Source organism: Alcaligenes sp. Me129 (genome assembly GCF_050487245.1).
In the GTDB taxonomy this organism is placed as follows: domain Bacteria; phylum Pseudomonadota; class Gammaproteobacteria; order Burkholderiales; family Burkholderiaceae_B; genus Alcaligenes; species Alcaligenes phenolicus.
Window position 1 is genome coordinate 300,730 of sequence record NZ_JBKQGX010000002.1, and the last position, 22,216, is coordinate 322,945.

Annotated in this window: 24 protein-coding genes; 10 read left to right on the top strand and 14 right to left on the bottom strand. The window is 56.8% G+C overall.

Annotated elements, in window-relative coordinates; translation table 11 throughout:
- Positions 1-113 precede the first annotated feature (113 nt).
- Positions 114-1,055 carry an ornithine carbamoyltransferase gene (gene argF / locus ACLPGZ_RS03440; RefSeq protein ID WP_021446751.1) on the bottom strand — a complete coding sequence of 314 codons (942 nt, stop codon included), beginning with the start codon at positions 1,053-1,055 and terminating at the stop codon, positions 114-116.
- Between the two features lie 252 nt (positions 1,056-1,307).
- Between argF and ACLPGZ_RS03445 the strand changes: the two genes are divergently transcribed.
- Positions 1,308-1,622, top strand: coding sequence for a DUF3579 domain-containing protein (locus ACLPGZ_RS03445; protein WP_009455652.1), 315 nt, complete (start codon positions 1,308-1,310; stop codon positions 1,620-1,622).
- 55 nt (positions 1,623-1,677) lie between these two features.
- Here ACLPGZ_RS03445 and ACLPGZ_RS03450 read toward each other — a convergent pair whose 3' ends face one another.
- The 10 genes from ACLPGZ_RS03450 to ACLPGZ_RS03495 form a co-directional block, all read right to left on the bottom strand.
- A complete protein-coding gene (locus ACLPGZ_RS03450; RefSeq protein WP_203144872.1) occupies positions 1,678-2,619 on the bottom strand; it encodes a 2-hydroxyacid dehydrogenase in 942 nt (313 codons plus the stop codon).
- A 157-nt stretch (positions 2,620-2,776) separates the two neighbouring features.
- The gene (gene rpsT / locus ACLPGZ_RS03455) at positions 2,777-3,040 is read right to left on the bottom strand and encodes a 30S ribosomal protein S20 (protein ID WP_009455654.1); all 264 of its coding nucleotides are present in this window, start codon (positions 3,038-3,040) and stop codon (positions 2,777-2,779) included.
- 56 nt (positions 3,041-3,096) lie between these two features.
- Positions 3,097-4,650, bottom strand: a complete 1,554-nt coding sequence (gene murJ, locus ACLPGZ_RS03460; RefSeq protein WP_083053773.1) for a murein biosynthesis integral membrane protein MurJ — start codon at positions 4,648-4,650, stop codon at positions 3,097-3,099.
- Positions 4,651-4,668: 18 nt separating this feature from the next.
- Positions 4,669-5,433: a 3-hydroxyacyl-CoA dehydrogenase gene (locus ACLPGZ_RS03465; protein ID WP_060186008.1), complete on the bottom strand. Its 765-nt coding sequence runs from the start codon at positions 5,431-5,433 to the stop codon at positions 4,669-4,671.
- Positions 5,434-5,496: 63 nt separating this feature from the next.
- Positions 5,497-6,153, bottom strand: a complete 657-nt coding sequence (gene adk / locus ACLPGZ_RS03470) for an adenylate kinase (protein ID WP_009455661.1) — start codon at positions 6,151-6,153, stop codon at positions 5,497-5,499.
- Positions 6,154-6,255: 102 nt separating this feature from the next.
- On the bottom strand, positions 6,256-7,020 hold the full coding sequence (kdsB, locus tag ACLPGZ_RS03475; RefSeq protein WP_035268199.1) for a 3-deoxy-manno-octulosonate cytidylyltransferase: 765 nt from the start codon (positions 7,018-7,020) through the stop codon (positions 6,256-6,258).
- A 1-nt stretch (position 7,021) separates the two neighbouring features.
- Positions 7,022-7,207: a Trm112 family protein gene (locus ACLPGZ_RS03480; RefSeq protein WP_009455665.1), complete on the bottom strand. Its 186-nt coding sequence runs from the start codon at positions 7,205-7,207 to the stop codon at positions 7,022-7,024.
- A complete protein-coding gene (gene lpxK, locus ACLPGZ_RS03485; protein ID WP_239055457.1) occupies positions 7,207-8,286 on the bottom strand; it encodes a tetraacyldisaccharide 4'-kinase in 1,080 nt (359 codons plus the stop codon). The genes ACLPGZ_RS03480 and lpxK overlap by 1 nt, the downstream gene beginning before the upstream one ends.
- Positions 8,283-8,687 carry an ExbD/TolR family protein gene (locus ACLPGZ_RS03490; protein ID WP_009455679.1) on the bottom strand — a complete coding sequence of 135 codons (405 nt, stop codon included), beginning with the start codon at positions 8,685-8,687 and terminating at the stop codon, positions 8,283-8,285. The genes lpxK and ACLPGZ_RS03490 overlap by 4 nt, the downstream gene beginning before the upstream one ends.
- On the bottom strand, positions 8,687-9,292 hold the full coding sequence (locus tag ACLPGZ_RS03495) for a MotA/TolQ/ExbB proton channel family protein (protein WP_239055458.1): 606 nt from the start codon (positions 9,290-9,292) through the stop codon (positions 8,687-8,689). Before ACLPGZ_RS03495 ends, ACLPGZ_RS03490 begins: the two co-directional genes overlap by 1 nt.
- Positions 9,293-9,717: 425 nt before the next feature.
- Between ACLPGZ_RS03495 and xseA the strand changes: the two genes are divergently transcribed.
- Both xseA and sodB read left to right on the top strand, forming a co-directional pair.
- Positions 9,718-11,064, top strand: a complete 1,347-nt coding sequence (gene xseA, locus ACLPGZ_RS03500) for an exodeoxyribonuclease VII large subunit (RefSeq protein WP_239055459.1) — start codon at positions 9,718-9,720, stop codon at positions 11,062-11,064.
- Between the two features lie 54 nt (positions 11,065-11,118).
- Positions 11,119-11,697, top strand: coding sequence for a superoxide dismutase [Fe] (gene sodB / locus ACLPGZ_RS03505; protein ID WP_009455685.1), 579 nt, complete (start codon positions 11,119-11,121; stop codon positions 11,695-11,697).
- Positions 11,698-11,835: 138 nt separating this feature from the next.
- Here the strand turns inward: sodB and bfr are convergent, their stop codons facing one another.
- Positions 11,836-12,300: a bacterioferritin gene (gene bfr, locus ACLPGZ_RS03510; RefSeq protein WP_239055460.1), complete on the bottom strand. Its 465-nt coding sequence runs from the start codon at positions 12,298-12,300 to the stop codon at positions 11,836-11,838.
- A gap of 254 nt (positions 12,301-12,554) precedes the next feature.
- On the opposite strand from bfr, the gene ACLPGZ_RS03515 reads away from it, so the two are divergent.
- Together ACLPGZ_RS03515 and pcaF are read left to right on the top strand one after the other, a co-directional pair.
- Positions 12,555-13,376: an acid phosphatase gene (locus ACLPGZ_RS03515; protein WP_239055461.1), complete on the top strand. Its 822-nt coding sequence runs from the start codon at positions 12,555-12,557 to the stop codon at positions 13,374-13,376.
- 384 nt (positions 13,377-13,760) lie between these two features.
- Positions 13,761-14,966 (top strand): 3-oxoadipyl-CoA thiolase, encoded by a 1,206-nt coding sequence (pcaF, locus tag ACLPGZ_RS03520; protein WP_239055462.1) that lies wholly within the window; start codon positions 13,761-13,763, stop codon positions 14,964-14,966.
- Here the strand turns inward: pcaF and ACLPGZ_RS03525 are convergent, their stop codons facing one another.
- Entirely contained in the window at positions 14,967-15,437 is a 471-nt protein-coding gene (locus ACLPGZ_RS03525) for a DUF192 domain-containing protein (protein ID WP_060186000.1), read from the bottom strand.
- A gap of 46 nt (positions 15,438-15,483) precedes the next feature.
- Positions 15,484-15,729, bottom strand: coding sequence for a cold-shock protein (locus ACLPGZ_RS03530; RefSeq protein ID WP_003801483.1), 246 nt, complete (start codon positions 15,727-15,729; stop codon positions 15,484-15,486).
- A 165-nt stretch (positions 15,730-15,894) separates the two neighbouring features.
- On the opposite strand from ACLPGZ_RS03530, the gene clpS reads away from it, so the two are divergent.
- From clpS to ACLPGZ_RS03555, 5 genes are all read left to right on the top strand, one after another.
- Positions 15,895-16,218, top strand: coding sequence for an ATP-dependent Clp protease adapter ClpS (clpS, locus tag ACLPGZ_RS03535; protein WP_026482895.1), 324 nt, complete (start codon positions 15,895-15,897; stop codon positions 16,216-16,218).
- A 93-nt stretch (positions 16,219-16,311) separates the two neighbouring features.
- Positions 16,312-18,633: an ATP-dependent Clp protease ATP-binding subunit ClpA gene (clpA, locus tag ACLPGZ_RS03540; RefSeq protein ID WP_035268183.1), complete on the top strand. Its 2,322-nt coding sequence runs from the start codon at positions 16,312-16,314 to the stop codon at positions 18,631-18,633.
- Positions 18,634-18,726: 93 nt separating this feature from the next.
- Entirely contained in the window at positions 18,727-19,926 is a 1,200-nt protein-coding gene (locus tag ACLPGZ_RS03545; RefSeq protein WP_115635107.1) for a paraquat-inducible protein A, read from the top strand.
- Positions 19,927-19,936: 10 nt separating this feature from the next.
- Positions 19,937-21,589 carry a PqiB family protein gene (locus ACLPGZ_RS03550; RefSeq protein WP_060185999.1) on the top strand — a complete coding sequence of 551 codons (1,653 nt, stop codon included), beginning with the start codon at positions 19,937-19,939 and terminating at the stop codon, positions 21,587-21,589.
- Entirely contained in the window at positions 21,586-22,200 is a 615-nt protein-coding gene (locus tag ACLPGZ_RS03555; protein ID WP_009455706.1) for a PqiC family protein, read from the top strand. Before ACLPGZ_RS03550 ends, ACLPGZ_RS03555 begins: the two co-directional genes overlap by 4 nt.
- Positions 22,201-22,216: the final 16 nt, after the last annotated feature.

The following is a 22,216-nucleotide window of genomic DNA, read 5'->3' on the forward strand; positions in this document are numbered from 1 at the left end:
GGATTATGTGAATCACATTTGGATAGGCATGTGAAGCGATCCGGTATTAAAAAGGGGATACGACGTATCCCCTTTTTATGTCATTGAGCAAAGTCTGCTCCGGGTAGAAGTACTCAGGCTTCCAGACGCCCCAGAATCAGGAACTCCATCAATGCTTTCTGTACGTGCAAGCGGTTCTCGGCTTCGTCCCAGACCACGCTTTGTGGGCCGTCAATGACTTCGCCGGTTACTTCCTCGCCACGGTGAGCGGGCAGGCAGTGCATGAAGATGGCTTCTGGGTCGGCCACATCCATCATTTCCTGATCCACACACCAGTCAGCAAAGGCTTTGCGACGCTCTTCGTTTTCGTCTTCGTAACCCATGCTGGTCCACACGTCGGTGGTGACCAGGTGCGCGCCCTTGCAGGCTTCCAGTGGGTCGTCGAATTCACGCAGAATGCTGGAATCCGGGTTGCCGGTGCGATCCGACTCCAGGTGGTAGCCGTTAGGGGCCGACACATGCAGGGTGAAGCCCAGGATTTCCGCCGCTTGCAGCCAGGTGTAGGCCATATTGTTGGCGTCACCAATCCAGGCCACGGTCTTGCCCTTGATATCGCCACGGTGTTCGATAAAGGTGAAGATGTCGGCCAGAATCTGGCAAGGGTGAAATTCGTTGGTCAGGCCATTGATGACCGGCACCCGCGAGTGGGAGGCAAAGCGCTCCAGACGAGTCTGCTCGAAGGTACGAATCATGACGATATCGACCATGCGTGAAACCACGCGGGCGGTATCTTCAATAGGTTCGGAGCGGCCCAGCTGCGAGTCGGTGGTGGTCAGGTGAATGACCGAACCGCCCAACTGATACATGCCGGCTTCAAACGAAACACGGGTACGGGTGCTGGCTTTTTCAAAAACCATCGCCAGGGTGCGGTCGTGCAATGTGTGGTGCGGCTGATAGCGTTTGAACTTGTCTTTGATCAGGCGTGCGCGTTCCAGCACATATAAAATTTCGTCGTGAGAAAAGTCGCGAAATTGCAGAAAGTGCCGAAGCGGTCCTGCTTGCACGATGGCATCCATAAAAAAATCCTGCGGATAAAGAAAGCCATCTTAACCTGTCCGGCTATTAAGAGCAAAGCCGGTCTGTGGCGGGGAAGGGGAAACCGTTTGGTTTTGGAATAAAGCGAGAGGGCAAAGTAATGATTAGCAATAAATTGTCAAGCGGCTAATTTATTGAATCCCGGGCTTTGCGTGGCCGCGATCGGATACAATGCGTGGCGAGAAAGGAAAAGGTGCAGCATACCTGAACTGCACGATGAGCGATTAATTGTTATGACAGAGCCAGTGAAGCAACTTGTAATCCATGGTGTGACCCGGCAGGATCAGCGCTTTCGTCCCAGTGATTGGGCAGAACGCTTGGCCGGTGTAATGTCCCAGTTTCGTCCCGCTGGGGCGATGGGTGGTCATCTGACTTATTCGCCCTATGTGGTGCCGCGATTGATTGACGGCGTGCGATGTGTGGTGGTGGATGCGCGCCTGCGAGAGCTTGAACCTTTGGCCTGGAAATTCGTCTGTGGCTTTGCCGATGATAATAATTTAAAAACCAGCGGCATTGATCCCGACAATATGGACCCTGTCGATTCCTGATTCAGACAGCTCATTCAATAAGTCGCCACCGCTAAAACGGTAGGCGACTTGTTTTTTACACGGCAAGTGGTGTCAGTACTTTGCCGGTTTTTTGATACTGCAATACATTTTCCAGCGTCAGCGAGAGCATGGCTTCGCGTGTCTCGTGCGTTGCACTGGCCGTGTGCGGTGCCAGAACGACCTGGTTCAGATCGCGCAAGGCCTGGGGCACCTGGGGTTCATTTTCGAACACATCCAGCCCGGCAGAGCCCAGTCGTCCTTCCTGCAGGGCGGCAATCAGTGCGCTTTCATCGACCACGCTGCCGCGGGCAATATTGACCAGAATCCCTTTGGGACCCAAGGCGTTCAGCACGTCTATATTGATCAGCCCCCGTGTCTCATCGCCACCGACGGCAGCAATCACCATGATGTCTGCCCAATGGGCCAGTTCGATCAGGGAAGGCTCGTAGTGCCAGGGCACATCGTGACGTGGACGGCGGTTGTGATAGCGCAGTTCCATATCAAAGCCACTGGCGCGGCGGGCAATGGTCTGGCCAATGCGTCCCAGGCCCACAATGCCCAGCTTCTTGCCGCTGACCCGTGTCCCAAGCCCGAAACCATTGGGTCTGTCCCACAGACCAGCACGCACGTAGCGATCCGATTCCGTCACACGGCGAGCCGCATCCAGCATCAAGGCCCAGGCCATATCGGCCACGCAATCGTTCAGAACATCAGGAGTGGTACTGACCTGAATACCGCGCTGTTTGGCGGCCTGTACGTCGATGGAGTCGTAGCCTACCCCTACGCTGCAAATCGCTTTCAAAGCAGGCAGGCGGTCCATCAAGGAAGCGGGGGTAGCAGTGACAGCGCTGGTCAGGAGTACCTGTACGCGTTCGATCTGCTGGGCAGAGAGCTGGTTCAGGTCCTGGAGGACAATGCGCTCGAAATGACGGTCGATTTCGTCAAAAGAAGGGTGCTGGGCCAAAGATGCCAGTTGCAGCACGATGGGACGTGTCATGGGGACTCGCTAATGAAAAAGCAAATCCATAACTTAGCATGATTGGCCTGCATGTTCAGGCAATGGTTTTGTGGCTAATAAAAAAGGGGTGCTAAGCACCCCCTTTCTAACTGGTTTTTAGGCCAGAGCCGATTAAACCATTAAAAATCTTCAGCAATCAGGCCAGGGCCTTGATAGCAGCAGACAGGCGGCTCTTGTGGCGGGCAGCCTTGTTCTTGTGAATGATGTTCTTGTCGGCAACGCGATCAATAATGCTGGTCGCTTTGCGGAATACTTCGTTAGCAGCGGTTTTGTCACCGGCTTCGATAGCCTGGCGAACGCGCTTGATAGCGGTACGCAGCATGGAACGGATGCTGGCGTTGTGTTTGTTGCGAGCCACTGCTTGGCGGGCGCGCTTGCGTGCTTGTGCGGAATTAGCCATTTTTAATAAAGCCTAAGTTTTAAAGTTTAATCGGCAAAGACAATTATTCTAGGATACTAAGCCCGCTTTGTAAAGTAAGAGGGGCGAATGCCTACGATAAACAACATGCCGAAATAGGAAATGCCGCTGGCAAGCAACACGCCGCCCAGATACAGCACACGCAGCAGGGGCGTGGCTCCCAGGCTGATCCAGTCGATATAACGGTCAGCCAGCAAGAGGACGGCGGCCAGAGCAGCCAGGGCAGGAATAATCTTCAGGAAAAAACGTAACCAGTCATGATTGGGCTGGTAAATGCCGCGCTTTCGCAGCATGACCAGCAAGGTCAGCGCATTGACGGTGGCACCCAGGCCAATCGACAAGGCCAGCCCGGCATGGGCAAAGGTAGGCACCAGTACCAGGTTAAAGAGCTGGGTAATGATCAGGACGGCAATGGCAATGCGCACCGGTGTACGAATATCCTGGCGGGCGTAAAAACCGGGGGCCAGAATCTTGATGGCCAGCAGGCCCACCAGACCAACCGAATAGGCACCGACTGCCAATTTGGTCTGGGCAACATCAGCGGCTGCAAACGCACCGTAGTGAAACAGGGTGGCGACCAGGCCGTCGGACAGCAAGGCCATGCCCAGGGCGGCAGGCAGGCCCAGCAGCAGGACCAGGCGCAGGCCCCAGTCTAGCAAGCCGCTGTAATTCTTGTCGTCCTTGCCGGCATGGGCGGCCGACAGCTTGGGCAGCAAGACCGTGCCCAGTGCCACACCTAGCAGGGCAGTGGGGAACTCCATCAGACGGTCGGCAAAGGACAGCCAGGTCACGCTGCCGGACTGCAGCCAAGTGGCGATATTGGTATTGATCAGCAGGGAAATCTGCGCAACAGAAACGCCCAGAATGGCGGGCAGCATCTGTTTAAGAATGCGCTGCACGATAGGGTCGCGGCGCGCTTCACCCAGTCGTAGCGAGAATCGTGGCAACAGGCCCAGACGAGCCAATGCGCTCCATTGCACCAGCAATTGGGCCAGACCGCCCACCATCACCCCAACGGCCAGGGCGTAAATGGGTGTTTCCATATGCTGGGCCAGAAACAGGCTGGCGCCAATCATGGACAGATTCAGCAGGATAGGAGTGAAAGCCGGAACCGCAAAGCGGCTCCAGGTGTTCAGTACCGCAGAGGCAAAAGCCACCAGCGACATGCAGATGATGTAGGGGAACATCATGCGCGTCATGGTGATGGCGGCACCAAATTCGGTTTGTCGCTCGGGGGCGGTCAGGCCACTGGCCATGGCACTGACGACCCAGGGGGCCGCAACAATGCCAATGGCAGTGACCAGCATGACAGCAAAGGTCAGCAGCAGGGCGACGCGGTCCAGCAATTGCTGGACCTTGTCCTGCTCGTGCTCCTTGCGCACCTGCCCCAGGATTGGGACAAAGGCTTGTGAAAACGCTCCTTCTGCAAACAGGCGTCGCAGCAGATTGGGAATGCGAAATGCCACCCAGAAAGCGTCGGTGAGCGGGCCCGCCCCAAAGGCGCGGGCAATCAGAATATCGCGTGCCAGTCCGGTGATACGAGACAGCAGCGTCAGGCCACTAATTGTGGCCGCCGAGCGAAACAAACCCATTGGAGCCGATACAGAAAGTTATTTTGGTGCCATACGAATAGCGCCATCCAGACGGATGGTTTCGCCATTGAGCATTTCATTATTGATGATGCTCTGCACCAGTTGGGAGAAATCTTCAGGGCGACCCAGGCGCGATGGGAAAGGAATGCTGGCCGCCAGGGAGTCCTGAACTTCCTGAGGCATGGCAAACATCATGGGGGTGCCGAAGATGCCGGGAGCGATCGTCATGACACGGATGCCGGTCTGGGCCAGGTCGCGGGCCAGAGGCAGGGTCAAACCGACTACACCGGCTTTGGAGGCACCGTAAGCGGCTTGGCCAATCTGGCCATCATAGGCGGCTACCGAAGCGGTGTTGATCAGCACGCCACGCTCGCCCGAGGCTTCGGGGGTGTTGCTGCCCATGGCCGCAGCGGCCAGGCGGCACATATTGAAGGTGCCGACCAGGTTGATCATGACGGTTTTCTGGAACAGGTCCAGCGTGTGCGGGCCATTGCGTCCTACCGTGCGCGAGGCGGGAGCCACGCCGGCACAGTTGATCAGTCCGAACAGGGGGCGGGCGCTGTCCTGGCAAGCCAGATCCACGACGGCCTGGGCATCTTGCTCGGAAGTAACATCACAGCGCTGATAAAGTTGGCCCAGCTCTTTGGCCAGAGCCTCACCGGCCTCGTCCTGAATATCGGCGATCACCACGCGGGCGCCGTTTTCAACCAGCATACGTACGGTGCCTGCGCCCAGACCCGATGCGCCGCCGGTGACAATAAAAGTCTTGTTATTGATTTGCATGAGCTTGTCTCCCTTGGATAATAAACAACCGGCCCTTTTGGGGCCGGCTGAATCTTGACTTACTTAGCTTGCCAGGGCGTCCACAATGCGCTGGCGGATCTCATCGACGCTGCCCACGCCGGAAATCTTGCGATAGGCCGGAGCTTCTGGGTCGCCGGTGGCTGACCATTGCGAGTAGTAATCGACCAGAGGGCGGGTCTGCTCGCGATAGACAGACAAGCGGTGGCGTACGGTTTCCTCGCGGTCATCGTCGCGCTGGAGCAAGGGTTCGCCCGTCACATCGTCCACACCGGGGGTTTTGGGTGGATTAAAGGTGACGTGGTAGCTACGACCGCTGGCTGCGTGGATACGGCGGCCGCTCATGCGTTCGATAATGCTTTCTTCAGGAACGTCGATCTCGATCACGAAGTCCAGTTTGACCTGGGCATCCTTCAAGGCATCGGCCTGGGGAATCGTGCGTGGGAAACCGTCGAACAGGTAGCCGGGCTCACAGTCGGCTGCTTGCAGGCGATCGCGTACCAGGCCGATGATCAGGTCATCCGAAACCAGGCCGCCGGCGTCCATGATTTTTTTGGCTTCTACACCCAGCGGGGTTTGGGCTTTGACAGCGGCACGCAACATATCGCCCGTGGAAATTTGTGGAATACCAAATTTCTCGGTGATGAAAGCAGCTTGAGTGCCTTTGCCGGCACCAGGGGGCCCGAGCAGTATGAGTCGCATGAATTCCTCCAGGAAATGCGTCGATCCGATTCTCGCTTCAGTATGATGCGTTGCAGCATATTTAGCGCATTTTTTATTCGGATAGAGCAGAAAAAAGATCTTTTATAACCGATTTGCGAAGTGAGCGCGTACTCTTTCCAGGTCTTGTTCGGTGTCTACCCCGGCTGCAGGAATCTCCTGGAGGCGGTGAACCATAATCTGGAAGCCGTTTTCCATGGCTCGCAGTTGCTCCAGAGACTCGAAGTGTTCCAGTGGCCCACGAGGTAGCTGGGCGTACTGCTGCAGGAAGCGATTTCGGTAGGCATAAAGGCCAATATGGTGCAATGCGGGAAGCCCGTCGGCCAGTACCTGTTCGCCACCGGCCAGCGCGTCGCGGGCCCAGGGCATGGGAGCGCGGGAAAAGTACAGGGCGCGGCCTTGCAGGTCGCAAACCACTTTGACGGCATTGGGGTTAAAGAGTGTCTCGGCGTTCTTGATGGGCGCGGCCAGCGTGGCAATGTCGGCCTGTTCGCTGCGTGCCAGCAGCTTGGCGGCGGCATTGATGTGTTCGGGCTGAATCAGGGGTTCGTCACCTTGCACATTGACCACGATCTCGTCCTCGGACAGCTCCAGCAGGCGAGCGGCCTGGGCCAGACGGTCGGTGCCGGTCGGGTGTTCTGCATCGGTCAGCAAGGCATTGAAACCATGCGCCTGGACAGCCTCCAGCACTTGCGGTGAGTCCGTCGCCACCCAGACCTGACGCGCCCCGCTTTGCGCGGCTTGTTGAGCGCAACGCACGATCATGGGTTGGCCTGCAATGTCGGCCAGCGGTTTGTTGGGCAGACGGGTGGAACCCAGGCGGGCAGGGATGATGACGGAAAAAGTCATATCAGTTGCTGGAAGGTTCCTGCGCGTCCAGTTGACGTGCTTCGTTGATCAGCATGGTAGGGATGCCGTCCACAATGGGGAAGGCCAGTTTGTCGGCCTTGCAGACCAATTCTTGCTGTTCGCGGTCGTGGCGCAGCGGGCCTTTGCACAAGGGGCAGACCAGCACTTCGAGTAGGCGAGCTTCCATTATTGAACTCCGGGTAATGTGGGTGAGGTTGAGCGCCGTTCGCGCAGCAGGCTATCCAGTTCAGCAATCCAGTCCGGGCGTGAAAACACGGGCTGGACATCCACAACCCACAGACGTGGGTCGTTCAGGTGCTGGCATTTTACGGCGTCTTTACGGGTAATGAGTACCGGCCCCTCATGCAGGGCCTGAAAGTCCTGAGCTTGCAAGGCGGCATGGTCGGGCAGGGGGAAAGTCTGGCTCAGATGCAGACCACAAGCGCGCAGCATCGTGAAAAAACGGACGGGCTGGCCAATGGCGGCCAGCGCCTGCAGTTCTTGCTGGCCGTATTCCTGATACCAGTCCGACCAGCTCAGGCGACGGCCCGAACTCAGGTGTTCCAGCTGATAAGGACGCAGGCTCATGCTCAGGGCGCGGCCAGGCTCGGCGGGTTGAGGAGTGGAAGGCGGCGTTTGGTCGGCCACAATCTGGCTGATCAGCCAGTCCACGCGACGCAGGCGCTCGGGGCTTTCACGCAATGGTCCCGCTGGCAGCAGCAAGCCATTTCCCACACCGCGAGCATCCTGTACCACGACTTCCATATCGCGTTGCAAGGCCAGATGTTGAAGGCCGTCATCCGAAATAATCAGGTCGACTGCCGGAAATTTCTTGAGTAAAGCCTGGGCCGCCAGCGCACGGCGAGGGTGAACGGCGATGGGGGCCCGGGTTTGGGCGGCAATCAGAGCAGGTTCATCGCCAAATTGCTCGGCGGCCAATTGGCCCTGGCCTACGCGCGGGCTGGGGCCGATCTCTACCCCGTAACCTCGGCTGACAATGCCGGGTGTCCATCCCAGGGCGCGCAATTGCTCGGTCAGAGCCAGGACGACGGGGGTTTTGCCTGCGCCACCCACGATGATATTGCCCACCACAATCACCGGCACCGGGCTGCGGTAGGATGCGGCGGGATCTTGCTCGTAGCGTTGCTGCTTGCGCTGTACGAAGAGCGCAGCCAGCGCTGAAAGCGGGCACATCACAAGGCTGAACCAGCCTTTTTTCTGCCACTGCTGGTGAAGCCAATGAGTCAGGCGGACGCGCACGCTCATGGGGCCTGGGTTGCAAAGTGAATGCGATGAATGCCAACCTGACGGGCGGCCTCCATAGCCTGCACCACCGCGAAGTGGGGGGCTTGGGCATCGGCCAGAATCAGCAGGCTGCTGTTTTCGTCAGTCTTTTCGCTCGACAAGGCGTGGCTAAGGGGAGAGCCACTGCTGGCATCCAGCCACATACCGTTCAAGGCGTAGCGCCCGTCCTGGCTGATGGCCAAAAGCAGTTCTGTGGTCTGGGCGGCCTGGGCTTGAGCCTGGGGCAAGGAAACATCCAACTGGCGATAGCGCACGAAGGTGCTGCTGGCAGCCAGGAAAATCAGCACCACCAGCAAAACATCTATCAAGGGCACCAGATTCAGTTCCAGCGTGTCCTGGTCTTGGGCTCGGCGAAAGCGCATCAGACGGCCCTCTGAGCCAACAGACGATTCAGCGCACCCGCTTCCGTTTCCAGGCAGTGAAGCAGATAGTCGGCACGGCTGCGAAAGTAGCGGTGAAAGATCATGGCCGGGACGGCAATCAGAATCCCCAGGGCGGTGTTGTACAGGGCCACGGAAATGCCACGGGCAATCAGGCTGGGGTCGCCACCGGCGGGGTCATAGGCGGCAAAAATGTCGATCATGCCAATAACCGTACCAAACAGGCCCAGCAAAGGGGCGATCACGGCAATGGTGCCCAGTGCCGGAATGTACTTGTTCAATTGGTAGCTGATGTCTTTGCCTTCTGCTTCGACCGCAGACTCACGCACGGCGGAAGTTTGGTGGCGGTTTTTCAGTACGGTAGCTAATACTCGACCCAGAGGGGAGTTATCGTACAGGCGGGGCAGGGACTCGTCCTGAATCCGGTTCTGGGCCGTCAGCTCGCTGATCTGGCGTGCCAGTCCGGCCGGTAGAATTCGTTTGCTGCGCAGGGCTAAAAGACGCTCCAGGATCAAACCCAGGGCAAGAATGGAGCAGGCCAGCAGGAACCAGACAGGCCAGCCAGCGGCATGGATCAAAGTAAGCACGAGTCTATTATCCGGTCACGAAGTAAATCAGCGCTTATTGTAGAGCCCCTGTCCGCATTGCGGGAATGTTCCGGCGCGAGCGCGGTACACTTTACGGTCTTTTCCCACAAAGCACGGCCAAACCCCTGATGTATTTGAAGTAATAGGTGTAGTGCTAAAACTATCCACAAAAACTGTGGATAATTCTGTGTATAAAACATCCCATAGTGGCTCGGGCGGTGGTTTAGAGGTTCTCTGGCTAATTTTCGACCATCTTGATGTTTTTATAAATAGTCTTTAATTTCAATGGCTTATCCGCTTTCGATAAAGTGCTGCATCAGGTGTTCAACGGAAGCCATTGTCTTGGCGTCTATTTGACAAAAGCATGACAGTTGTGGATACGGAGCGGTGGAAAACTAGTTCGGGGCGAGTCAAAAACAAAGAATATGATGCATTATCAAGAATCTAGAGCACCTGCGGTATGGACCGTGGCACAGTTGAATCGCCGTGTCAGCCAATTGCTGGATGAGCATATGCCCGTGGTTTGGGTCAGTGGTGAGGTGTCGAACTTTACCCAGGCCGCTTCGGGGCATTGGTACTTTTCCATCAAGGACGATAAGGCCGCGGTTCGTGCCGTCATGTTTCGGGGGCGTGCCCAGGCCGTCGGCTTTGTGCCGCGTGCGGGCGAGCGCTTCGAGTTTCGCTGCTCGGTCACCTTGTACGAGGCACGTGGCGACTTTCAGGTTCAGGTCGAAGGCATGCGCCGCGCTGGCCTGGGGGATTTGCACGAAGCGTTTCTGCGTCTGAAGGGGCAGTTGCAAAGCGAAGGCCTGTTCGAGCCGGAACGCAAGCGTCCTATTGCCACCTTGCCGCGCAGCATCGGCATTATCACGTCTCTGGCCGCCGCTGCATTGCGTGATGTGCTCACTGCCATGGAACGGCGCGCCCCCCATGTTCGCCTTATTATTTACCCGGCTCCGGTTCAGGGTGCTGAGGCACCGCCGCGACTGCGGCAAGCCTTGGAAACCGCGATTGAGCGGGCCGAGGTTGATACGCTCTTGCTGGTGCGTGGGGGCGGAAGTCTGGAAGATCTCTGGGCTTTTAACGACGAAGGTCTGGCGCGTCTGATCGCGTCCAGTCCTATCCCTATTATTAGTGGGGTGGGGCACGAGACAGACTTCACCATTGCTGATTTTGTAGCTGACTTGCGCGCACCCACGCCAACCGCCGCCGCCGAACTGGCCTGTCTGGGGCGCGATCAGTTACTGGAACAGGTGTTTGCGCGCATGGGCGCGTTGAGCCACGGTGTGCAGCGTCATCTGGACCGGGCCTCTCTGCGTCTGGATCGGGCGGTAGCCAAATTGGTCTCTCCGCATCAACGCCTGGCCCAGCAGCAGCAACGTCTGGATCATCTCACCCAAAGACTGCAACGTGTGGCTCGCAGCGTCCCCGATACTGCTGCGTTGCGCCTGACTACCTTGAGGGCGCGTTTGGAGCGCAGCATTCCTCAGCTGACGTCAAGACAGCAAAATCTGAATATGCTTTTCCAACGGCTGGAAAAAGGTCTGGATCATGCGCTGGTTTTGCGTCGCCAGCGCCTGGCCGCGGCCCAGCAAACGCTGCAAGCCTTGTCCCCGCGCCTTATCATCAATCGTGGATATGCCATAGTCAGGGATAGCGAGGGGAAAGTTGTAAAAAATGCGTTAGACTTAAAGATTGGTGAACGACTCGATGTCGAGTTGAGTCGCGGTCATGTGTCGGTGGATGTGGTGCGCACGCACGATCTGCTCTAGGCTGCGTCGTCCTTGTTGGATACCAAACACGGTTTTTTTTTAGAAGGAATTGAAATGGCATTCACTCTTCCAGCTCTTCCATACGAACTCAACGCCCTTGAGCCACATATCTCCAAGGAAACTTTGGAGTTTCACTACGGTAAGCATCACCAGGCTTACGTCACCAACCTGAACAATCTGGTTGCTGGCACCGAATTTGAAAACGCTTCCCTGGAAGATGTGGTCAAGAAATCCTCCGGTGGCGTGTTCAACAACGCTGCTCAGGTTTGGAACCACACTTTCTACTGGAACAGCCTGTCCCCTAACGGCGGCGGCGCTCCTACCGGCAAAGTGGCTGATGCCATCAACGCCAAATGGGGCAGCTTTGACGCCTTCAAAGAAGCCTTCACCAAGTCTGCCGTTGGCAACTTCGGTTCGGGCTGGACCTGGTTGGTCAAAAAGGCCGACGGTTCCCTGGACATCGTCAACACCAGCAACGCTGGCACGACGCTGACTTCCGACGACGTCGCCCTGATCACCTGTGATGTGTGGGAACACGCCTACTACATCGACTACCGCAATGCCCGTCCCAAGTACCTGGAAATTTTCTGGAATCTGGTGAACTGGGACTTTGCCGCCAAGAACCTGGGTTAATCGTCCTGGTTGAGGGTAGCGCTCATCGGAGGGCTACCCGCCAATAAAAAACCGCCATGCGCATGCTGGCGGTTTTTTTATGGCTTCAATGAAAACAAGTCATAGGGCGTGTGCGGCCATGCCTTGTTTTTGAAGACCTTACATCTGGGATTGCTGGTAGTTTTCCGGGCCCACTTTTTCGATCAGGCCCAATTGCTTCTCCAGCCAGTAGGTGTGGTCTTCTTCCGTGTCGCGCAACTGGGCCAGAATGATGTCGCGTGTCACGAAATCGCTGGCGGATTCTGCCAGTGCTATGCCTTTTTGCAGAGCCGCGCGAACTTCATATTCCAGTTCCAGATCCTTGCGCAACATGCCGACCACGTCCTTGCCGGGTTCAAACGCATTGGGGCGCATGTCGGGAATACCGTCGAGCATCAGGATGCGGCGTATCAGGGCGTCAGCGTGCTGTGTTTCTTCTTCCATTTCGTGGTTCATGCGCTCGTAAAGCTGCGTGAAACCCAGATGCTCGTAAAAGCGGGAATGGATAAAGTACTGGTCGCGCGCTGCGAGTTCGCCGCGCAGCAGTTGATTCAGATAGTCGAGGACTTCGGGGTTGCCTTGCATGGTGATGAGCCTGTAGAGGATGTCAACGGGGGAAGTATGCCATGAGCAGGCCATGAGGGTGCTTGATCTGTGGCACCAAATGGCAAGCACGCTATTCAGTTTGGCGGCTGCAATGGCAAGATCGCGGATTGTCTTCCAATCGTGCCGGGGTGCAGCTTCAGTGTTTACCGGTCTCAGCCGGGTCAAGAGCTCCACACGCGGCCGTTGGCGTTTTCCGAAACCGGGGCTTTTTGCTCCTTTAGTCGAGGTCTGCTATGTCTGCTGCTTTGCGTGTTCGTCCTGCCTTGTTGGGCCTGGTGGGCAGTGTCTTGGTTTTGTCGGCGGGTCAGTTGAGCGCTCAGCCTTCTACACATTTGGAAGTCAAGGAAAGTCACTCTTCCGTCAAGCGGGTGGCTGGTTACTTGGACCAAACTGAACTGCCTGATAGTGTGATGCTCCTCGATCCGCCGCCGGCTGCAGATAGTGCGGCCTTTGCCCGGGATGAAGAAGCGCGTCGGGCTGCCGGGCAGCTAAAAGGGTCAGCTCGCTGGGCATTGGCTAAACAAGATGCAGACTTGGTATTTCCACGGCCCGCTCAGAATTATTCGTGCGCATTGGGAGTTCAAATCGACCAAGAGAGCACGCCGGTTATTTATCAGATGATGCGTCGCTTGTTGCCTGATGCGGGTCTATCCACTTACGGAGCCAAAAACAAGTATCAGCGGGTGCGTCCTTTCGATCTTCATAATGAAGATACATGCACGCCAGCGGATGAGGAGTTTTTGCGCAATGATGGTTCCTATCCCTCGGGCCATGCGGCTGCTGGCTGGGCATGGGCACTAGTGTTGGCGCAGATCAGCCCCGAACGAAGTAATGAGTTGCTGGCTCGTGGCCTGTCTTTCGGTCAAAGCCGTGTCATTTGTAATGTACATTGGCAAAGTGATGTGGAGGCGGGGCGTGTGATAGGCGCCGCCGCGGTGGCTCGTGTGCAGAGTGAGGAGGCCTTCCAGGCTGACATCCTGGCCGCCCGACTAGAATTGGCACAAGCGAAAGTTGCTTCAAGTGGTCAAGCGCTTAATTGCTCCGAACCGTTCTAGCGCTGCTTTGAGTGGGTAGTTCGGCTGGCGATTGTAAAAACGAGCGCCCTCATATTGGTTTGAGTGCAGGAAAGAGGGCTTCCGTCTGCTTTCCTGTGCGAGGGCGCCTTGTTTTCTTAATGCCGTGATTACCTGGCGTTGCGGGTATGAGAATTGAATAAGCTTTTTCCTGGTGTGGATTCGGCTTGTCACTGTACCAGGCGCTTTGGCGCGTAGACCGCCAGATCGTTCGGGACTGGACGCGCTAAAATGACCGCACTGCGGACATGCTGAATCACCAGAAAAAACCCGGCTGTACTCAAGCGCTACTATCAAAACAGTAGATTTCGAGCGCTCTTCATAGTGCTCTCGCGTGATTTTATTCAAGATATCAGGGTGAATTTCATGAGTCAGGACGCCTTTATTTGTGACGCAATTCGTACGCCTTTCGGACGTTATGGCGGTTCGCTGTCCGCTGTGAGGGCGGATGACCTGGGTGCGGTGCCTATTGCCGCGCTGATGAAGCGCAACCCCCAAGTCGATTGGAGCAAGCTGGATGATGTGATGTACGGCTGCGCCAACCAGGCGGGTGAAGACAACCGCAACGTGGCGCGGATGTCCGCTCTGCTGGCCGGTTTGCCCGTGGACGTGCCTGGCGTGACCTTGAACCGTCTGTGCGGTTCGGGCCTGGACGCGATTGGTTCGGCTGCTCGTGCCATTCGCGCTGGCGATGCCTCTTTCATCCTGGCCGGTGGTGTGGAAAGCATGAGCCGCGCTCCCTTCGTCATGGGCAAGGCTGAAACGGCGTTCTCCCGCAGCGCAGGTATTTATGACACCACGATTGGCTGGCGCTTCATCAACAAAGCCATGAAAGAGCAGTACGGTGTGGATTCCATGCCCGAAACGGCTGAAAACGTGGCTCAGCAGTTCAATGTGTCCCGTGAAGACCAGGACGTGTTTGCCCTGAATAGCCAGCTGCGTGCGGCCGCTGCCCAGGAAGCCGGCATTCTGGCTGAAGAAATTACCCCTGTGATCATTCCCCAGCGCAAGGGCGACCCCATTGTGGTGGATAAGGACGAGCACCCACGTGCCACGACTCTGGAGTCCCTGACTCGCTTGAAGCCTGTCGTGCGTGCCGATGGTACCGTGACCGCGGGCAATGCCTCGGGTGTGAACGATGGTGCTTGCGCGCTGCTGGTTGCCAACAAGGCAGCCGTCGAAGCCCAAGGCCTGACTCCGCGCGCTCGTGTGGTGGCCATGGCGTTTGCTGGTGTGGAGCCACGCATCATGGGTATTGGCCCGGCACCTGCCAGCCAGAAGGTGCTGGCTTTGGCGGGTCTGACTCTGGATCAAATGGATGTGATCGAGCTGAACGAGGCCTTTGCCGCTCAAGGTCTGGCGGTGACTCGCATGCTGGGTCTGGCTGATAACGATCCTCGCGTGAACCCGAACGGGGGCGCGATTGCGCTGGGTCACCCTCTGGGTGCCAGTGGTGCGCGTCTGGCGATTGCGGCTATCAACCAATTGCATCGCACAGGCGGACGCTACGCCCTGTGCACCATGTGTATTGGTGTCGGCCAGGGCGTGGCTTTGATTCTTGAGCGCGTCTAACTAAGGTTGCAGGGCAGGCAGGCCGGTGATTGTCTCACCGGCCTTTTTGTCTGCTTGCTTGAACCAGCCTTGTTCCATCTCCAAGGCATAGCGCACAGGTCGCACCGGGCAGTGGGATTGAAGATCAAAGGGTTGCATGGCCTCGATATTGGTGATCGTGCCTTCTTCAGTAATGAAGGCGATATCCAGCGGCAGAGGCGTATTCTTCATCCAGAAGCAAGGCATTCCGCTTTGCTCGAATACGAATAACATGCCGTGATCGGGGGCCAGGCTTTCTCGATGCATCAAACCTTGTGCACGAGTCTCGTCGCGATCGGCCACTTCAGCCTGGATTTGTTTGGAACCCAGGGATAGTGCCAGGGTGGGAAGAGTCTCATCCGCCTGGACCGGGGCGCTAATACAAAGCGCTGCCAGAAGACAGGCAAAAAAAACAGGGCGCGCAGGCCCCGTAGTCGTAGTGCGATACTGCATGTGTGTTGCGAACCTGCTTTTGTTAGAATCGAGAGCGCAAGAGATCTTAAGGCGAAGTAATATTAAGTGCCTGCTTGCCTTTGGGGCCTTGGGCGACTTCATACAGAACTTTCTGGCCTTCTTTCAAAGTCTTGAACCCGTTCATCTGAATGGATGAAAAATGAGCGAAGAGATCTTCGCCGCCGTTATCGGGTGTAATAAACCCAAAGCCTTTGGCATCATTGAACCACTTAACGGTCCCGGATAGTTTTTGATTGTCTCCAGTGCCTGCGGTGGTGGTAGTTTCCGACATGCTTGCTGCCTCTCAACTTAGTGTATGGTTGATACTTTTTTCGGCCCCTCCCTGGGCCTGTGATCGCGGCACCTCACTTTTTATTGTGAAGTTGACACGATCAGTCGGATGATGCTGAATTTTGTTCCCCCCAGTCAACCTATGGAAAGCACCTAGTTCTGTATTATGGCCATTGAGATCGATAAGCAAGGCGCCACAACGGTAGAGCGCCAATCCGCGCGGCTTGCCCCACCACCCATGTATCAGGTCATCTTGCTCAACGATGACTACACACCCATGGAGTTCGTGGTGAATATACTGGAGCGGGTATTTGCCAAGACCCCGGAGCAGGCCGAACAGCTTATGCTTAAAGTACATTACGAGGGTCGGGCGGTCTGTGGTGTGTATCCACGCGACATTGCCGCCACCAAGGTGGAAATTGTGCGACAACTGGCGCAGTCGCGACAGCACCCTTTGCAGTGTGTGATGGAGCCGGTGCCTGATGCTTGACCATTTAATGGTTTACCGTATTGTTCAGATCAGGCAAATTAGTCATAGAATAGCTTTAACCCCTAGTTTTACTCTTGCCGTGTAGGAGGAAGCATGATCTCCGAAGAACTTGAAGTCAGTCTACACATGGCCTTTGTCGAGGCTCGTGCCGCGCGCCATGAATTCATCACGGTAGAGCATCTGCTGTTGTCCCTGCTCGATAACGCCTCCACGCTGGAAGTGTTGAAAGCATGTGCTGCCGATATTGATGCACTGCGCCAGAATCTGCGTAAATTCATTAATGAAAATACGCCCACTTTCCCTGGTGAAGGCGAGGTCGATACCCAACCCACGCTGGGCTTTCAGCGTGTGATACAGCGTGCCATCATGCACGTATCGTCCAGCAACTCCGGTAAAAATGTGGTTTCCGGTGCCAATGTGCTGGTGGCGATGTACGGGGAAAAAGACTCGCATGCGGTGTATTACCTGCAGCAACAAGGTGTCTCGCGCTTGGATGTCGTCAATTTCCTCTCGCACGGTATCACCAAGGCCAATCCGGAACCTGCTGCCCCCGAGCCACCCAAGGCCGCCGCTGCTGCGGAAGCCGACACGCGCTCGGACGCCCAGAAGTCCCCTCTGGATCTGTACGCTACAGACCTGAATACCGAAGCCAGCCTGGGTCGCATTGATCCCTTGATTGGCCGTGAAAAGGAAGTGGAGCGTGTCATCCAGGTGCTGTGCCGCCGCCGCAAGAACAACCCCTTGCTGGTCGGGGAGGCTGGCGTGGGTAAAACCGCGATTGCCGAAGGCTTGGCGCTGCGCATTCAGCGTGGTGACGTCCCGGATATTCTTAGCGAAGCGCGTGTTTACGCGCTGGATATGGGTGCCTTGCTGGCCGGTACCAAATATCGGGGCGACTTCGAGCAACGCCTGAAGGCGGTGCTCAAGCAGCTCAAGGAAACGGCACAGTCCATTTTGTTTATCGACGAAATCCATACCCTGATCGGAGCCGGCTCGGCTTCGGGCGGTACGCTGGATGCGTCCAACCTGCTCAAGCCTGCGCTGTCCTCCGGTCAGCTCAAGTGTCTGGGTGCGACCACCTACTCGGAATACCGCGGAATTTTCGAAAAAGACCACGCCTTGTCGCGTCGCTTTCAGAAAATCGATGTGGCAGAGCCGACGGTGGAGCAAACCATCCAGATTCTGCGTGGTTTGAAGTCCAATTTCGAAGAGCACCACGGTGTACGTTACTCGGCAGCGGCCCTGACGGCGGCAGCGGAGTTGTCCGCCCGTTATATCAACGACCGCTTTTTGCCGGACAAGGCCATCGACGTGATCGACGAGGCCGGTGCAGCGCAGCGCTTGCTGCCACGTTCCAAGCAGAAAAAGGTTATCGGCAAGGCCGACATCCAGGCAACGGTTTCGCGTATTGCACGCATTCCGCCCCAGACGGTCTCCAGTGATGATCGCAACAAGCTGGCAACCCTGGCCCGCGATCTGAAATCGGTGGTGTTTGGTCAGGATGTAGCCATTGACGCCTTGGCAGCTGCCATCAAGATGGCGCGCTCTGGCCTGGGTCTGCCTGACAAGCCTATTGGTTCCTTCCTGTTCTCCGGCCCGACCGGCGTGGGTAAAACCGAAGTGGCGCGTCAGTTGGCCTTTGTGTTGGGTGTAGAGCTGCTGCGCTTTGACATGTCCGAATACATGGAGCGTCACACCGTGTCGCGCCTGATCGGTGCTCCTCCTGGTTACGTCGGTTTCGACCAGGGTGGTTTGCTGACCGAAGCCGTTACCAAACAGCCGCACTGCGTGCTGCTGCTGGACGAAATCGAGAAAGCGCACCCGGACGTCTACAACATCCTGCTGCAAGTGATGGATCACGGCACGCTGACGGATAACAACGGTCGCAAGGCTGATTTCCGCAACGTCATCCTGATCATGACCACCAACGCCGGAGCCGAAGCGCTGAACAAGACCAGCATTGGCTTTACCCAGCCCCAGCGCTCGGGTGATGAAATGCAGGATATCAAGCGTCACTTCTCGCCAGAGTTCCGTAACCGTCTGGATGCGATCATTGGCTTCAAGCCTTTGTCGCGCGACATTATCCTGCGCGTGGTGGACAAGTTCCTGATGCAGCTGGAAAACCAGCTGCACGAGAAACGCGTCGAAGTGTCCTTCTCGGACGCCTTGCGCGAACATCTGGCTGCCAAGGGCTTCGACCCAGCCATGGGTGCCCGCCCCATGCACAGGCTTATTCAGGACACTATTCGCCGTGCCCTGGCCGACGAGCTGCTGTTTGGTCGTCTGGTCGATGGTGGTCAGGTCGAGGTGGATCTGGACGAGAACGGCGAGGTGGTACTGGAATATCCTTCTTCAGGACCTGATGAGCCCGGTAGCAAGGCCTCTTCGCGTCCCGAGCCGGAATTAGTCGACTAAGCCGTGAGGGCATCGCGCCCCTTAATCGTCTGTACGCACTGTGACACCGTACACGAGCGAGTCCCCGTTCAAGGAGCGGGGCTCGCTCGTTGTGTGCGTTGCGATACTGAACTTTACCGCCACAGCCGCTTTTCACCACGTGAATGGCAAGCGCTGGTCTTGGCGGTTTTTATTCTTTTTCTGATTGCCAATCTGTTTCCCGTTGTCTATTTGAGCATGGCGGGTAAAACAGTGTCGCCCACGTTTCCCAAAGCCCTGTTGCTGATCTGGCAGCAGGGGTATTGGGGCTTGTCCGTCATGGCGGGGTTGGTGGGATTCTGGCTGCCGCTGTTTCAACTGATTTTCCAGTTCTGGGCCTTGGGCCTGATTGCCCGAGAGAAACCCTTGCCGGGCGATTTCGGTATTGGGCTGCGGGCCTTGAGCCATCTGGAGCATTGGTCCATGACGGCTGTGCTGTTCCTGGGCTTGATTGTGGCCATGGTGAAATTTGCCGGGATCGGGCATTTGACGATTGCGCCAGGTCTGTACGCCTTTTTTGCTCTGACCTTCCTGCTGACCGGCTTGAGCCGTATTACGGCGGGGCGCTTGTGGCGCTGGGCAGAGGATCGTGATCTGGTGCCGGTTTCGACCCGGCAGGTCTTGAAAGAGTATCCAACCTGGAGTGCCTGTACCCACTGTGGCTTCGTGCAGTCCAGTCAGAAACCGGACTGTGATCGTTGTGGTGCAACTGTGCATAAACGCAAGCCCAATAGCCGCACACGAGTGGCCGCTCTGGTGTTGACGGCCTGCGTGTTCTATATTCCCGCCAATGTCCTGCCTGTCATGGAGCTGCGCAGCATTTTAGGCAGTAGCGCGCATACGATTCTGGGTGGGGTCATTGAACTCTGGCAACTGGGTTCCTGGGACTTGGCATTGATTGTGTTCATTGCCAGTATTGTGGTCCCCATCACCAAACTCCTGGCTTTGATGATTCTTTTGTTGGGGCGTCGTTGGCGTGGCAATGCTGTACAGCGTCAACGCAATCGCATTTACGACATGGTCGAGCTGATTGGGCAATGGTCCATGCTGGACGTATTCGTGGTGGTTCTGATGGCAGCACTGGCCAACTTCCCAGGCTTGTCGCAGATTATTCCTGGAGCGGGGGCCTTGAGCTTTGGCATGGTGGTGGTTTTGACCATGCTGGCCGCGCTTAGCTACGACCCTCGCCAAGGCTGGGACCAGGATACCCACGAAGAACCAATAATAGAACCGCAAACTACGCCCTCTCCGCCTGCCTCACAGGCGACTTCCTGAAGGAAACAAGGTGCACGATCCTACAACTAATCAGCCTGACGGTCAGACCGAGCCCGCGCAGCCTAGACTGATTCCTGCCAAGCGATCCCGATTCTCCTGGATCTGGATTTTGCCCATAGCCGCCGCCGTGGTGGGGGCGTCTTTGGTGCTGCGAAACTGGATGTTGACCGGACCGCGTATCACGATCAGCTTTGACTCAGCCGAGGGTTTGGCCGTGGATCAAACCAAGCTACGTTATCGCGAAGTGGATGTGGGTACGATTTCGGACATTCAGGTGTCTCCGGATCGAAAAGGGGTTTTGGTCACGGCGCAGCTCGAGCGTGATGGCTCCGAGTTCATTACCCAAAAAGACACGCGTTTCTGGGTGGTGCGCCCGCGTTTGGGCTTAAGCGGGGTCTCCGGTCTGGGCACCTTGTTGTCGGGTGTTTATATCGGTGTGGACGCGCCTTTTGAAGTGAATAAAAAAGGCGAGCAACTGGACTTTGTGGGCCTGGAAAGTCCGCCGGAAGTAACCAGTGGCCGTGCCGGTAAGCGTTACGTGTTGACTGCGCCCGAATTGGGCTCGCTGGATCTGGGTTCGCCCTTGTACTACAAGGGTATACAGGTTGGGCAAGTCAGCAGTTATGAGCTGAACGAAGAAGGTAATGGCGTGCGTGTGCAGGTGTTTGTCGATGCTCCTAACGACAAATTCGTGACGCAGGGCTCGCGCTTCTGGAACGTCAGCGGCGTCAATATGTCGCTGGATTCCACCGGCTTTAATGTGCGTACGCATTCCTTGGTCTCTGCCTTGGCAGGAGGTCTGGCCTTTGATCAGATGGAAGGCGAGCCTACGGATGTTGCTCAGGCCGATTCGCAATACGAACTGTTCCCCACACAAGAGCGCGCGATGGCTGAGCCGGATGGTCCCGCGGTTGAATTGCGCTTCCATTTCCATCAGTCCGTGCGTGGCCTGGTGCCGGGGTCCAAGGTGGAGTTCCGGGGCCTGGAGCTGGGGCAGGTCTACGATGTGGATCTGGAGTTTGATTTTGAGCGTAAGCGCTTCTTTGCCCTGGTGAAGGCACGTATCTATCCGCAGCGTTTTGGCCGCCTGTACGAGCGGGTGGTGGAGGCTAGACCGGACGAGAAAGATCCAATGAGCGCCTTGTTCAAACCGATGGTTGAGCGTGGTCTGCGTGGTCAATTGCGTCCTGCCAGCCTGATTACGGGCCAGCAGTACATTGCCCTGGAGTTCTTCGACAAAGCGCCTGAAGCGGACTTCGATGAAAACGCCAAGCCATTGGTGGTGCCCGTCATTGCGGGCGACTTCGACCGTTTGCAGGAACAGGTCAGCGACATCGTTACCAAGATTGCTGCTATCCCGTTCGATCAGATCGGCAAGAATCTGCAAAGCGGGCTCACGGAGCTGGGGCAGGTGCTCAAGCAACTGGACAAGACGACGGTGCCGCAGCTCAATGGCGCTCTCAAGTCCATGGATGCCGCTGTTCAGAAACTGGGCGCCATGCTGGATTCGGATTCTTCCTTCAATACCTCTGTGGATCAAACCCTGAGCGAGCTGAAACGCTCCTTGCGATCCCTGCGTGATTTAAGCGATACCTTGCAAAGCCAGCCCTCGGCGGTCCTGCGAGGTCGTTCCCCTGACGTGCTGCCGGAGCCTGCGCCATGATGTCTCGTTTTCTGATTCCCGTGGCGTTCGCCGGTTTGCTGACGGCTTGCGCCTCGACCACGCCCACTTACTACACCTTGCAAGCGTCCAATGCCGCTCCGGCGGCTGCGGCTCCTTCCACGCAAGTGTGGAAGGGCTTTCAGCTGCGACGCATGGATGTGCCTGCTCAATTGGATCGCCGCTCCTTTGTACTGACGCAGACAGCGGGCGGGCAGGTCAACCTGCTCAACGATAGCCAGTGGGCCTCACCTTTACCTGATGAAATGTCCCTGGCTTTGGCGTCTGGTTTGCAGGATCGCCTGGGCGTTCCCCAGTTGGCCAGCGCTGCTCCGAAAACACCGCTGTGGCAGATCGATGTGCTGGTACAGCGCTTCGAATCTGTCTATGGCGAACGCGCTACCTTGGAGTTGAGCTGGACACTGACGCCAGTTGGCTTTGAGGGGAAGGTCCAGCAATGCCGCTGGCTGGACTCCGAGCCTGCGTCCTCTGTGCCAGAGCTGGTGCAGGCGCATCGTCAATTGCAGCAGCGCTGGGCGGACGCACTGGCTGCACAAATGCAAGGTAAACCTGTCCCGGTTAACCTGAGCAAAGCCATGCTCTGCGTCAGTTAACCCTTTTGGTTAACTT